The 13936-nt window shown below is 36.6% G+C and carries 8 protein-coding genes and 1 pseudogene; 5 read left to right on the forward strand and 4 right to left on the reverse strand.

The features are described 5' to 3' along the window. The first annotated feature begins 14 nt into the window (after nt 1-14). The 5 genes from EAL04_RS08245 to EAL04_RS08200 all read left to right on the forward strand — a co-directional run bounded on the left by EAL04_RS08245 (nt 15) and on the right by EAL04_RS08200 (nt 3229). Entirely contained in the window at nt 15-173 is a 159-nt protein-coding gene (locus EAL04_RS08245) for a cag pathogenicity island protein (RefSeq protein WP_120973390.1), read from the forward strand. Then, on the forward strand, nt 142-810 hold the full coding sequence (locus EAL04_RS03870; RefSeq protein ID WP_120973392.1) for a topoisomerase DNA-binding C4 zinc finger domain-containing protein: 669 nt from the start codon (nt 142-144) through the stop codon (nt 808-810). Before EAL04_RS08245 ends, EAL04_RS03870 begins: the two co-directional genes overlap by 32 nt. Further along, nucleotides 795-2240, forward strand: a complete 1446-nt coding sequence (cag3, locus tag EAL04_RS03875) for a type IV secretion system outer membrane cap subunit Cag3 (RefSeq protein WP_120973394.1) — start codon at nt 795-797, stop codon at nt 2238-2240. Before EAL04_RS03870 ends, cag3 begins: the two co-directional genes overlap by 16 nt. A 9-nt stretch (nt 2241-2249) precedes the next feature. Next, the gene (gene cag4 / locus EAL04_RS03880) at nt 2250-2759 is read left to right on the forward strand and encodes a VirB1 family T4SS lytic transglycosylase Cag4 (protein WP_120973396.1); all 510 of its coding nucleotides are present in this window, start codon (nt 2250-2252) and stop codon (nt 2757-2759) included. A gap of 344 nt (nt 2760-3103) precedes the next feature. After that, nucleotides 3104-3229, forward strand: a complete 126-nt coding sequence (locus tag EAL04_RS08200; RefSeq protein ID WP_276205515.1) for a hypothetical protein — start codon at nt 3104-3106, stop codon at nt 3227-3229. Nucleotides 3230-3238: 9 nt separating this feature from the next. Here EAL04_RS08200 and cag5 read toward each other — a convergent pair whose 3' ends face one another. The 4 genes and pseudogenes from cag5 to EAL04_RS03905 all read right to left on the reverse strand — a co-directional run bounded on the left by cag5 (nt 3239) and on the right by EAL04_RS03905 (nt 13933). Beyond that, nucleotides 3239-5485: a VirD4 family type IV secretion system ATPase Cag5 gene (gene cag5 / locus EAL04_RS03885; RefSeq protein ID WP_120973398.1), complete on the reverse strand. Its 2247-nt coding sequence runs from the start codon at nt 5483-5485 to the stop codon at nt 3239-3241. 8 nt (nt 5486-5493) lie between these two features. Beyond that, nucleotides 5494-6486, reverse strand: a complete 993-nt coding sequence (virB11, locus tag EAL04_RS03890) for a cag pathogenicity island type IV secretion system ATPase VirB11 (protein WP_120973400.1) — start codon at nt 6484-6486, stop codon at nt 5494-5496. Between the two features lie 4 nt (nt 6487-6490). Continuing rightward, nucleotides 6491-7090, reverse strand: coding sequence for a cag pathogenicity island translocation protein CagZ (gene cagZ / locus EAL04_RS03895; protein WP_108253487.1), 600 nt, complete (start codon nt 7088-7090; stop codon nt 6491-6493). Between the two features lie 137 nt (nt 7091-7227). Beyond that, a pseudogene (locus EAL04_RS03905) lies at nt 7228-13933 on the reverse strand (CagY family CD-EC repeat-containing protein). Between the last annotated feature and the right edge of the window lie 3 nt (nt 13934-13936).

Here is a 13936-nt window from a genome sequence, read left to right on the forward strand (position 1 = left end):
GTAAAACAACGATTTTGACTAAAGAAAGAATAAGAGAAAATTCCAAAAATTTAGGTGTTCTGGTGGTTTGTTACTCACTGCATGACCTAAACAAGCAACCTATAAATTCTTTTTTTAGATTTAAGAGTAGTTATTTGCAATATGAGTCTAGCTACGAGTTACAATGTGAGTAATAATTTTTCTAAGTTTAATATTAAGAGAGTCAGAGAATATTTGATTTGCCTTGTTTGTAACACACCTAAAATGATACAAAGAGAATTGAATGGTGTCTCATTTTATGGTTGCTCTAATTATGTAAATAAAGGCGACTGTAAGGGCATTTTACGAGAAATAAATGGCTCAATGAAAATGGTCTGCTTGCATTGTGAAAACACGCTCATAATGGAAAAAGTAGAAAGTGGTAGGGGAGGAGCTTACGCTTGTAAGAATTGCAATAGGAAGTTTTACTTTATCGATCTTGCAAAACAAAACGAACGAAAAAAAGATTTAGAAAAAGAAAAAAAAGAATTGCTTAATAAGATTGAAAAGCAAAAAATCAAACGCCTTGAGCGTTTCATTTTGGCTGGTGTAAAAGCTAATATTAAAGAAAATTCTTTTTTCTTAGGATGTAAAAATTATCATAAGTGCAAATGGACTGCTAGTATGGATTCACAAGATCCTAAATGTCCCAAATGCAATAGATTAATGAAAAGAAAAAAGAATTTCAAAAACAATGAGTTTTTTACAGCTACATCACTTACCTTAAATGCAATGGAATTTTGTCTCTATATCAATCTGAAAAAAAAAGGAAACCAATGTTTAGAAAACTAGCAATCTCTGTATCGCTCATAGGCTTACTAACCTCTAACACTCTTTATGCTAAAGAAATAAGTGAAGCCGATAAGGTTATTAAAGCCACTAAAGAAACTAAAGAGACCAAGAAAGAAGCTAAACGACTCAAAAAAGAAGCTAAACAGCGCCAACAGATCCCTGATAATAAGAAACCTCAATATGTCTCTGTTGATGACACAAAAACTCAAGCGCTTTTTGATATATACGACACTTTGAATGTGAATGACAAAAGCTTTGGGGATTGGTTTGGTAATAGCGCTTTGAAAGACAAAACTTATCTCTACGCTATGGATCTGTTGGATTATAACAACTACTTATCCATAGAAAACCCTATTATCAAAACAAGAGCAATGGGAACTTATGCGGATTTGATTATCATCACAGGCTCGTTAGAACAAGTCAATGGGTATTACAACATTTTAAAAGCGCTCAACAAACGCAACGCTAAATTTGTCTTAAAGATTAACGATAAGATACCTTATGCTCAAGCGACTTTTTTGAGAGTGCCAAAAAGAAGCGATCCTAATGCCCACACGCTTGATAAGGGAGCGTCAATTGATGAGAATAAGCTTTTTGAACAACAAAAGAAAATGTATTTCAACTACGCCAACGATGTGATCTGCAGACCCGATGATGAAGTGTGTTCGCCCCTAAGAGATGAGATGGTAGCTATGCCCACTAACGATAGCGTTACCCAAAAACCCAATATTATTGCTCCTTATAGCTTGTATAGACTCAAAGAGACAAATAACGCCAATGAAGCCCAACCATCACCTTATGCCACCCAAACCGCTCCTGAAAACAGCAAAGAGAAGCTCATAGAAGAGCTAATCGCTAACTCCCAACTCGTAGCCAATGAAGAAGAGAGGGAAAAGAAACTCTTAGCAGAAAAAGAAAAACAAGAGGCTGAATTGGCTAAATACAAACTCAAAGACTTAGAAAATCAAAAGAAACTAAAAGCTTTAGAAGCAGAGTTGAAAAAGAAAAACGCTAAGAAACCTAGAGTAGTGGAAGTGCCTATTCCTCCTAAAACAAGTGATTCTGATGAAACAATGAGAGTTATCAAAGAAAAAGAAAACTATAATGGATTATTAGTGGATAAAGAGACTACGATCAAAAGAAGCTATGAGGGGACTTTGATCAGTGAAAATTCTTACAGCAAAAAAACACCCATCAACCTTGAGGACTTGAGAAGCTTAGAAGAAGAAATTAAGAGCTACTATATCAAGTCTAATGGCTTGTGTTACTCTAATGGCATTAACCTCTATGTAAAAATCAAAAATGATCCCTACAAAGAGGGAATGCTGTGTGGTTATGAGAGCGTTCAAAAACTGCTCTCACCACTAAAAGACAAGCTCAAATACGACAAGCAGAAGTTACAAAAAGCGTTACTGAAAGATTCAAAGTAAGTTAAAGTTTTGTTTGAGAAATGGATTGGTTTGACCTTACTTCTTAATTCCTTAGCCTATCCATGCCAAAAGGTAGCCATTAGTTTCAAGCAATACGAAAATCTTATCCATATCCATCAAAAAGGTTGCAACAATGAAGTGGTGTGCAGAACGCTCATCTCTATCGCTTTATTAGAAAGCTCTCTAGGGTTGAACAATAAGCGAGAAAAATCCCTCAAAGACACTTCTTATTCCATGTTTCATATCACTTTAAACACCGCTAAAAAGTTCTACCCTACCTATTCTAAAACGCTCCTCAAAACCAAATTATTAAACGATGTGGGTTTTGCGATCCAATTAGCCAAACAAATTTTAAAAGAAAATTTTGATTATTACCACCAAAAACACCCCAACAAAAGCGTGTATCAATTAGTAGAAATGGCCATAGGCGCTTACAATGGGGGAATGAAACACAACCCTAATGGCGCTTATGTGAAGAAGTTTCGTTGCATTTATTCGCAAGTGCGATACAACGAATAAAGCATGCTAGAACTAACTTATTTTGAATCTTTATAATTTTTACAAGCAATCTTGATGATACATTTCTCCTATCTTATTGATTTATAATAATATCATTTACATCATTATCTTTTAATCTTTTTAAAATATATTTTGATTCTTTTTGTTAAGATATTTTGTCTTTTTATTTTTTGGAATAGGCTTTTGCTTTCCTTATAAAGACATATAGCGTAAGAATTCTTCCAATTCGCACCATTTTCTCTGATCATGGGTACTGTAAGAATGGCTTGATGAATTTTAACCTAGCACATGCAGCAATCCAATAAGAGCGATGGCTGGCAAATCAAAGAACACACAAGCTTTTGGTGAGTGAAAATTCCACTAAAGATATAGGAAAACTCAAACGCTTCATGCAAGACAAAGATTATTTTTTTAACAAAGAAGCGTTTGATCTGATTTTGAAGGATTTCCAGAACGAAATCAATGATTAGAAATTAAAATCACAGTTCGCTTGAACCCACAGGCACTAAAGACTTGTCATAGCTCAATTCGCCTCTGGTTTTAGCGGCTTGCAAATCATCATAAAAAGTCGTCTGATCAGGCACTTTCCCCAATTTGTATTTCTTGCTCAAACTCGGACTCACCTTAATGAGCTCATCGGTGAAAAATGGATCATCGTAGTAAAGCGCCTTGTGGCATTTGATAGGTTTGAGCGTGTTCTCTAAAATGATAAGCTCATCGCCCATAGTCATCAGTTCATCAGGGGTCATCAAAAACCGCTCCTTGTTGCTGATAGAAGTGTTGGTCTTACCTGTATTGTCATCAATGCTTCGGCTCACATCTTGCCTTGTGTATTTCCCTAACACTTTAGAAAGCTTTTCAAAATGTTCATAGTAGTTATCGTTGTTGATCCCATAATACATATTCAAAGAAAGGTTGTCTAAAATAGTCTTAGCGCCATTCCTACCATAACCAAGTGGGGGGTCATTCTCTAATTGCGCCTTACTTTGAAACACAAAAGCGGGTCGCATGTTGTATTCTGCCATGATCCCTACCGCTTTAACAAAGGTCTCTAAATAGCCACACAAAGTGAATTCATCCATGAGCATCAAGCAACTTCTTTTGCATTGTGGATCATGGATTGGCAGAATCAAATTGCTATAAATCATCACGTTGAAAAACAGTTCTAATATCGGTCCAACAATAGTGCTTTCTTTAGGATTAGCGATCACACCAATACTCACTGCATCAATTCTCAAACGCCTGAAATCAAAATCATTAGCGCTCGTGAAATTTCTAATCATGGCGTTATTATAAGGCGCAAAGGCTGAAGTGTATACCCCTTGAACCGAGCTATAAGTTTCTCTAGCGCCACCCATTGTCTTAAAGTTATTCCACATGTTTCTAGTGGCAGGACTAAGCGCTCTTAGATTATCGCCACTCTTATCTTCTTCACCTCCAAAAAATTCCATTAAAGACACGACTTTTTCCATGTTTGTGTCTTCATCAATCAGGTTGATCCCGCTTGCCATAGAACCTATGAAAAACATCGTAGGGGTTTCAGGCATGATGATTTTTTTTCTTTTGACAAACTCAAGCCCCTTTTTAGTCCACATGAGATCCCTGTAAATATTGCAATTGATGACAAAAAGGTTTCGCGCTTGATTGCTAAAAAAAGGATCTTTTTCATTAGGTCTTTCAGGGAACACCAACTTAGCCAATCCAAAGATTTGAGTGGAAAAATCCCCTCCACTAGCCACCATGCCATGCCCTTTTAGGCGTGTGTCAATTTGAGAGAGTATGTCTTCGGTCAAAACCACATCATTACCAAAATCCACATAAGCGAAAGGATTAAATCGGTGTGTTTTTAAGGAGAAAGGTTCATAGATGAACACTTTTTGGTTGAATCGTTTTTCTCTGATTTTCCCACAAGTTTCCATAGTGTCAGCTTTAGGGTCAAACACAACGATATTTTGAGGATAATTGATCATATTGGGCATGATGAAACCCACACCTTTACCGCTTCTAGTAGGAGCAATCAAGCCAATGAACGCCTGCCCTGCGTAAGCGATAAAATCCCCCAATCCTCGCCTGCCTACAATCACCTCTCGTTTGTCAAAGGCGCGTTTTTTATTGTTGGGTGTGATAAGCTTGGCTTTGATCATTTTCTCTTCAGTTTCCCAACTCGCGCTACCAAAGAGATCATCAACTTTTTTATTCGCTCCTATGTCTCTAGTCCGAGTTAAGTATTTCAAAAACCACACAAAAAAGGTAATGAAGATATAAGAGCATAAAATAGAACTATATACGACTAAGGATATATTGAACCCATAAATCTTGAGCGAGCTAAAAGTGAGCGCCTTAAAATAGTATGCAGGAAAATCTTGTATCGCATAGACCCATATATCAAAAAGATCATCATCGCTCTCAGGCAATTTATTATCATCATAAAAATTACCTAAGAGGATCAAGAAAAATAACCCTGATGTGATAAAAGAATAGGATAGTAATAGTATAGCTTGCAACCAAAAGCCAAAGGTTTTAACCCTTTCCTTCAGCCCATCTGTAATGATTTCTTTAAAGCTTTTTTTCTTTTGAGGCTGATTAGCTTTATCTTTAAAAACCTTTTTTTGAGTTTTTATGAATTTGTAGAGGAAAAATAACGCTATTAACCCTATGAAACTAAAAATAATAACCAACTTATAATCCTCTATGAAGTATAAGGTGTTATACAAAAAGTCTTCCATTATGCCTACTACCTATGTTTGATATAAAACTCATCACACTGTTTGTGGTGGTTGATATGGACAATTATATCAATCAAATCTTTAAAGCCTTCAATGAGACTTTCAAACTTGATATTCCTTGCTGCGCTATTAGATGAACTCATGTTGGCTAAACGAATAAACGCTTCTTCACTGCTCCCTGCATGCAGAGTGGTTAGCGTGCCTTTATGACCGCTACAAAGCACATTATAAAAATCGTATGCCTCACTGCTTCTGAGTTCCCCTAGAATGATTCTATCAGGCCGCATTCTCAAACATGACTTTAAGCAATCAGCAGAGGTGATATTCCCACCAAAAAAAAGCTGTGTGTAGTTCTTGTGGTGTTTGAATACGATCTCTTCGGTGTCTTCAATGGATATGATCCTTTCTTCTTTGGGGATAAACTCCATAATGCTTTTGATATAAGTCGTTTTACCGCTTCCTGTGCCACCACAAACAATCACATTTTTACCAATAGCAATACCATCTTTAATCGCACTGATCGCTTGTTCTTTGTTGTCTAGTAGATTATAAAAACCTTGTTCTTCAAAAAAGCTATGAGGGTAGGTTGTTTTGCTAGGTATCCTTATGGATATGGAAATGGTTTCATCATTCACTGTAACAGGGGAAAGGACAATCTGCACCCTTTCACCATTCGCTAAATTGCTGCTCAAAATAGGATTTTCATAGTTGTCTATTGTTTTTTTCTTAAAACTTGCACAACATCGAGCGAAATGCATTAAACGAGACAGGCTAAAGGCTTTCTTGTTTCTCACATCAAACGGTTGCCATTCGCCATTATTTTTTAAAACCCATACAACCTTGTCCCCATTGTAACAAATCTCAGTGATATTTTCCATTTTTAAAAAATCACCAAAAAGTTCTTCAGTAGCATGCCTTAGAGGATTTAATGCCGCTTCTTTTAAAGCTCTTTCTACTTCTAGAAATTTTCTATCTTCTGCGCTCAATCTGTCTTCAGTCATGTTCTTATTCCAAATTTAATTTTAACTGGGTTATCAATTTAGCCCTTTCTAAAGAAGTGAGATAAGTCTTATTTTTGCTCAAAATGATATATTTAGTCCCTATATCTTGGACAATCTCATTGAGCTTTTTCCCAAAATCATCTATCCCTAGAATCTGAAACGCCACGCCCATCATATTGCCATCTATGAATGGCGGTAAATACTCTCTTGGCAGATAAGAAGCCACTAGGTCTGAAATTCTTGCCACTTCATCACACATGAAATTATTGAAGTTGTCAGAAATTTCTGCAACAAACTCTCCAAGCGTTAGTTCATTTTTGATCGTGCTTTCTGCAAAAGTCTTTTCTTGTTTGCAACGATTGTAACTGGCTAACACAAGGTTGTTTAAATAGTTGTAATAAGCATCAAAACTAATAAAATTCTTTTGCATATTGATTCTTAACTCTTGAACCCTTCTCAAAAAATCTTGTGGATCGTTGCTATCTTTTAAAGAAGTGGCGTAATTTTGAATAAACTTATCCCTTACTTCATTCGCATTTCTCATAAGAGAGCTGTTGCTATCTAATATCTTTTGTCTTTCTGCTTCATTGAAACCGAGTTCCATTGCTGTTTCCTTTCATTGTTTTTACTTGGTTTTTTTTCGCCACTATATCCTCTAGAAGAGCCTGTTGTTGGTTTTGTCTTTTATTTTGTAAAGAACCGAGTTTAATAACATGAATATATTTTATCCTTTCTCTTGAATCAATTGCCACCTTTGGGGCTTGTGGTGATTTCTTCATGTTCTCTAGACAAAGTTTTGGTGCTTTGTTTGATAATTTCATCTACCACAGATTTGTTGGTAATTTTAACATCATACACACCGCTAAAATCAATATCGTCCATTGTGAGAATCTTAATACTATCGCCCTCATTTTTGTAAAAACTTGGGGGGATATTCATCAGTTGCCCTAGAATTTGATTAGACATCTGAGCTGAACTTTGCATGCTGCCATTGATAGCTTGACCCAAAGCGTAATTAAATTCAGGTGTCCTTTCACTTCTGCCTTTGCCAAGACCTATGAGTTTATCTAGGGCTATGATAGGCGCAGTTTGCAAGAAGCTATTAACCACGCTTGCTATCACAGCAAAGCCTATGCGCTTCATAAAGTGATTATTCACATAGCCATCTACCCCTGCTTCACCCAGCATGCCTGCTGCTTGAGCGTTTGCTAGAGGTATCACCACCCCATCAGGCGTAATGGCTTTAGTGAAGACTATCATTAAGCGTGTCATAATAGGCGTGCCACCTTTCACGCTTTGATAATTCCCATACACCTTAGTGCCTTTGTCTAATAAGATCATAGTGCCGTTCATGTTCCATACATCTTTGGCTACAACCCCACTCACTATACCTGTGAGAGTGGCATCTACTTTAGAAGTCAGAGTGATTTCAATGGGGGTGTATTGCGCTAAAACAAATGTGGGATCACTCTTGCCTATAAAGGCCTGTTTGACAGGGCTTGTTTCATCTTGTTTTTCTTCTTTCTTTTTATCATCAATGGGATTACCATTTTCATCTACAAAATCCCCACTCTTTTCTTTTTTGTTCTTAAGAGCGATTTCGCTGATATTTTTGGCAGTTTCTGCGACATCTTTGTCTATCTTATTGCTTTCTGCTTTAGTTTCTGCTGTGGGTTTTTTATTTTTTTCTTTATCGTCATCTTTTTTGTCGCCACCTAAAGCCTTAGTCAATTTAGCTTCTAAATTCTTATCCTTAATGGTTTTTTCTGTTTCGTATTGCTTGGTAATATCAGGCTCTATGGAAGCATAAATAGGATTATCGCTAGCTATTTTGTCCGCATCAACATTAGTGGCGTTAATAGTGGCAATATCGCCACCATTTTTAAAATCCATTGGCAACAATGGATAACCTTTAGCCGCCATGTTATCAAAGGTTTTGCGGCTTCTTAGATCGCTATAAATCCGATCCACTTCATCAGCTTGTCGTTTGATTCCCAGAATTAGCGCCCTTTCGCTATCGCTCAATCCCTCTAAACATTGCTCTATGGCTTCTTGATCAGTAGGGTCATCTAAGTTATCCAAGCACTCGCTTGCTTGATGCAACCTTTCTGTTTTACTCAATTGATTTTGTTTGTTCTGTGCCCTTTTATTTTGGATTTCTTGGATCAAATCGCTATAAAGGTTTTGGCATTTCCTTTTTTCTTCATCGGTCCTAGCCGTTTTCAAACAATCCAAGACAGCCTTTTCTCTGGCTTCTTGCAGGTATTTGAGCTTCTCTTCATCGCTCAAACCATCCAAACACTTCATAATAGCCGCTCTGTCGTTAGGATCGGCGTTTTTTAGGCAATCTTTTATCGCTTTATCTTTTTGTTGGTGCTGTTTCTCTAAAAATTTCCTAGCTTCAGGCGTGAGTAATTTCTCGCATTCTTTTTTCTCATCTTCATTCCTAGCTTTTGATACGCAATCCAAATAAGCCTTAACGCTCTTTTTAACTTCTTGCTCTAATAGTTTCCTCGCTTCAGGCGTGAGTAATTTCTCGCAAGCTTTCCTTTCAGTTTCATTTCTAGCTTGGGAGAGGCAGTCTTTATAAGCTTTAAGGCTCTCTTTAGCTAAAACATTTTTCTGTAAGTCTTTAGGAAGATTTTTAAAACATGCTTTTCTTTCTTCTTCATTTCTAGCTTTTTCCAAACAACTTAGCGCTTGCTTCTCTAAAAATTTCCTCGCTTCAGGCGTGAGTAATTTCTCGCATTCTTTTTTCTCATCTTCATTCCTAGCTTTTGATACGCAATCCAAATAAGCCTTAACGCTCTTTTTAACTTCTTGTTCTAGTAGTTTCCTCGCTTCAGGCGTGAGTAATTTCTCGCAAGCTTTCCTTTCAGTTTCATTTCTAGCTTGGGAGAGACAGTCTTTATAAGCTTTGACGCTTTCTTTAGCTTCTTCTAAAAGTTTTCTCGCTTCAGGGGTGAGTAATTTCTCGCATTCTTTTTTCTCTTTTTCATTCCTAGCTCTTGATACGCAGTCTTTATAAGCTTTAACGCTTTTTTTAGCTTCTTCTAATAGTTTTCTCGCTTCAGGGGTGAGTAATTTCTCGCATTCTTTTCTTTCAGCTTCGTTTTTGGCTCTTGATACGCAATCCAAATAAACCCTAACGCTCTCTTTGGCTAAAACCTTTTTCTGCAAGTCTTTAGGGAGATCTTTGACACACCTTTTTTTATCAGATTCGGTTTTAGCGTTTTTCAAACAATCTAGTGCTTGCTTCTCTAAAAATTTTCTCGCTTCAGGGGTGAGTAATTTCTCGCATTCTTTTTTCTCATCTTCATTCCTGGCTCTTGATACGCAGTCTTTATAAGCCTTAACGCTCTTTTTAACTTCTTGTTCTAGTAGTTTTCTCGCTTCAGGGGTGAGTAATTTCTCGCATTCTTTTTTCTCATCTTCATTCCTGGCTCTTGATACGCAATCCAAATAAGCCTTAACGCTTTTTTTAGCTTCTTCTAATAGTTTTCTCGCTTCAGGCGTGAGTAATTTCTCGCATTCTTGTTTCTCTTTTTCATTCCTAGCTTTTGATACACAATCCAAGTAAGCCTTAACGCTCTCTTTGGCTAAAACCTTTTTCTGCAAGTCTTTAGGGAGATCTTTGACACACCTTTTTTTCTCAGCTTCGGTTTTAGCGTTTTTCAAACAATCTAGCACTTGCTTCTCTAAAAATTTTCTCGCTTCAGGGGTGAGTAATTTCTCGCAAGCTTTCCTTTCAGTTTCATTTCTAGCTTGGGAGAGACAGTCTTTATAAGCTTTGACGCTCTCTTTAGCTTCTTCTAAAAGTTTTTTCGCTTCAGGGGTGAGTAATTTCTCGCATTCTTTTCTTTCAGCTTCGTTTTTGGCTCTTGATACGCAATCCAAATAAACCCTAACGCTCTCTTTGGCTAAAACCTTTTTCTGCAAGTCTTTAGGGAGATCTTTGACACACCTTTTTTTATCAGATTCGGTTTTAGCGTTTTTCAAACAATCTAGTGCTTGCTTCTCTAAAAATTTTCTCGCTTCAGGGGTGAGTAATTTCTCGCATTCTTTTTTCTCATCTTCATTCCTGGCTCTTGATACGCAGTCTTTATAAGCCTTAACGCTCTTTTTAACTTCTTGTTCTAGTAGTTTTCTCGCTTCAGGGGTGAGTAATTTCTCGCATTCTTTTTTCTCATCTTCATTCCTGGCTCTTGATACGCAATCCAAATAAGCCTTAACGCTTTTTTTAGCTTCTTCTAATAGTTTTCTCGCTTCAGGCGTGAGTAATTTCTCGCATTCTTGTTTCTCTTTTTCATTCCTAGCTTTTGATACACAATCCAAGTAAGCCTTAACGCTCTCTTTGGCTAAAACCTTTTTCTGCAAGTCTTTAGGGAGATCTTTGACACACCTTTTTTTCTCAGCTTCGGTTTTAGCGTTTTTCAAACAATCTAGCACTTGCTTCTCTAAAAATTTTCTCGCTTCAGGGGTGAGTAATTTCTCGCAAGCTTTCCTTTCAGTTTCATTTCTAGCTTGGGAGAGACAGTCTTTATAAGCTTTGACGCTCTCTTTAGCTTCTTCTAAAAGTTTTTTCGCTTCAGGCGTGAGTAATTTCTCGCATTCTTTTTTTTCAGCTTCGTTTTTGGCTTTTGATACGCAATCCAAATAAGCCTTAACGCTTTTTTTAGCTTCTTCTAATAGTTTTCTCGCTTCAGGGGTGAGTAATTTCTCGCATTCTTTTTTCTCTTTTTCATTCCTGGCTCTTGATACGCAGTCTTTATAAGCTTTAACGCTCTTTTTAGCTTCTTCTAAAAGTTTTCTCGCTTCAGGGGTGAGTAATTTCTCGCATTCTTTTCTTTCAGCTTCGTTTTTGGCTTTTGATACGCAATCCAAATAAACCCTAACACTCTCTTTGGCTAAAACCTTTTTCTGCAAGTCTTTAGGGAGATCTTTGACACACCTTTTTTTATCAGCTTCGGTTTTAGCGTTTTTCAAACAATCTAGCGCTTGTTGTTCTAAAAGTTTTTTCGCTTCAGGCGTAAGTAATTTCTCACACTCTTTTTTTTCATCTTCAGTTTTGGCTTGAGATACGCAATCCAAATAAGCCTTAACGCTCTCTTTGGCTTCTTCTAACTTTTTTCTCGCTTCAGGCGTGAGTAATTTCTCGCATTCTTGTTTCTCAGCTTCAGTTTTGGCCTGAGATACGCAATCCAAATAAGCCTTAACGCTCTCTTTGGCTTCTTCTTCTAAAAGTTTTTTCGCTTCAGGGGTGAGTAATTTCTCACACTCTTTTTTCTCATCTTCAGTTTTGGCTTGAGATGCGCAGTCTTTATAAGCTTTCAGACTCTCTTTAGCTAAAATATCGCTTTGTAAGTCTTTAGGGAGATCTTTCAAACACTTTTTTCGTTCTTCATCGGTTTTAGCGTTTTTCAAACAATCTAGAACCTGTTGTTCTAACTTTTTTTTCGCTTCAGGCGTGAGTAATTTCTCGCATTCTTGTTTCTCAGCTTCAGTTTTGGCCTGAGATACGCAATCCAAATAAGCCTTGACGCTCATATCAGCTAGTAGTTCTTTTTGCAAGTCTTGGGGAATATTTTTCAAGCACTCGTTTCGTTCTTCATCGGTTTTAGCGTTTTTCAAACAATCTAGCGCTTGTTGTTTCAATCTTTCTATAGCTTCTTTAGACAAGCCTTTCAAGCATTCGTTTTTCTCAGCCTCTGTTTTGGCGTTTTTGACACAATCCTTATACTCTTGAAGCTCTTTTTGAAGCTCTAATTCCTTACGAAATTTCTCTCTAATATCAGGGTCATTTATGAGTTTTAGGCACTCGTTTCGTTCTTCATCGGTTTTAGCGTTTTTCAAACAATCTAGCGCCACTTGAACTTTTTGTTGGTTCAGTAAGCTTTTTTTCAGGTTTTCATCTTTGATTAAATCTAAACACTTGATCCTTTCTTCTTCAGTTTTGGCATTTTTGATGCAGTCATTATAAGCCTCTAGAGTTTTTTCATTTGCTCTTGAAGTTTTTTGTCTTTGATAAGCTTCAAACATTCTTCATAGTTGCCACCATTACCAATACACTCATAAAAGGCTCTCAATGGGTTTTTGTCCTCAATTTCTGCAATATTCAAATAGTTGTATAAGGTTCTATTGGGATCGTCATTGAAGAAAAGATTCTTATCGATCATATTGCCTTTTTCATTCCGTTCTTTCAGCAATCGGTTATACTCTTGCCTTATTTGGATTTCATCATTGACATAAAGATTCCTGTCTTTGCTAAAACGAGAGCTTTTATCTTCCAAAGGTATAAAGTAGTGAAAAATGCTTCTAGAAAATAAAATAATCACGATAAGAACAGCGACTACAATGCCACCAATAATGTATTTTTTTTGCTTCCTTTGATAATCTCTTGATCGTTAGAGTCGTCAGTTATTTCTTCTAGCTTGTCTTCATCAAAATGGGTTTTAATTTCTGTGGAATTGTCAAGATGATTGTCTGAGCTTTCTTCTTTTAAAAGATCTTCAAAATGATTGGCTTCTGTTGCTTCTTCATTAGATAGATCTTGGGGTGAATCTTGTTGGGTTTTTTCAGAAGTTTCATCATCAATCAAATCCGTTTGAGTTTCTTCTTGATACTCATTATTTTCTTGATCGTCTTCTTCGTTCAGTTTTTGGGTTTCTTCATCTAAACTCTTTTGCTGAGTGAAAGGTCTTTTATCATCAACTAATTTTCTGGCTTTCTTGAATAACTTGTCTGCCAGACTGCCATTGCTAGATTCTGAAGTTTCATTACCTCCAGAATCCATTTGAGTTTGGGTTTCTTCTAGCTTGTCTTCATCAAAATGGGTTTCAGTTTCTTGGGTTTTAGTTTCTGCGGAATTGTCAAGATGATTATCTGAACTTTCTTCTTCAAGATGATTATCTAAACTTTCTTCTTCAAGATGATTATCTAAACTTTCTTCTTTTAAAAGATCTTCAAAATGATTGACTTCTGTTACTTCTTCATTAGATGAATCTTGGGGTGAATCTTGTTGGGCTTTTTTAGAAGTTTCAACATCAATTAAGTCCGTTTGAGTTTCTTCTTGATGCCAATTATTTTCTTGATCGTCTTCTTCGTTCAGTTTTTGGGCTTCTTCATCTAAACTCTTTTGCTGAGTGAAAGGTCTTTTATCATCAACTAATTTTCTGGCTTTCTTGAATAACTTGTCTGCTAGACTGCCATTGCTAGATTCTGAAGTTTCATTACCTCCAGAATCCATTTGAGTTTGGGTTTCTTCTAGCTTGTCTTCATTAAAATGGGTTTTAGTTTCTGTGGGGTTGTCAAGATGATTGTCTGAGCTTTCTTCTTTTAAAGAATCTTCAAAATGATTGGCTTCTGTCGCTTCTTCATTAGATGAATCTTGGGGTGAATCTTGTTGGGCTTTTTTAGAAGTTTCAAGTTTATCGTTTTCTTCATTCATGTC

Origin of the sequence: Helicobacter pylori (assembly GCF_003638305.1) — a bacterium.
Classification (GTDB): domain Bacteria; phylum Campylobacterota; class Campylobacteria; order Campylobacterales; family Helicobacteraceae; genus Helicobacter; species Helicobacter pylori_DJ.

Coding starts and splice junctions, on each gene's coding strand:
- EAL04_RS03870 (WP_120973392.1), top strand. CDS start 142: ATGAGTCTAGCTACGAGTTACAATGTGAGTAATAATTTTTCTAAGTTT.
- cag3 (WP_120973394.1), top strand. CDS start 795: ATGTTTAGAAAACTAGCAATCTCTGTATCGCTCATAGGCTTACTAACC.
- cag5 (WP_120973398.1), bottom strand. CDS start 5,485: ATGGAAGACTTTTTGTATAACACCTTATACTTCATAGAGGATTATAAG.
- virB11 (WP_120973400.1), bottom strand. CDS start 6,486: ATGACTGAAGACAGATTGAGCGCAGAAGATAGAAAATTTCTAGAAGTA.
- cagZ (WP_108253487.1), bottom strand. CDS start 7,090: ATGGAACTCGGTTTCAATGAAGCAGAAAGACAAAAGATATTAGATAGC.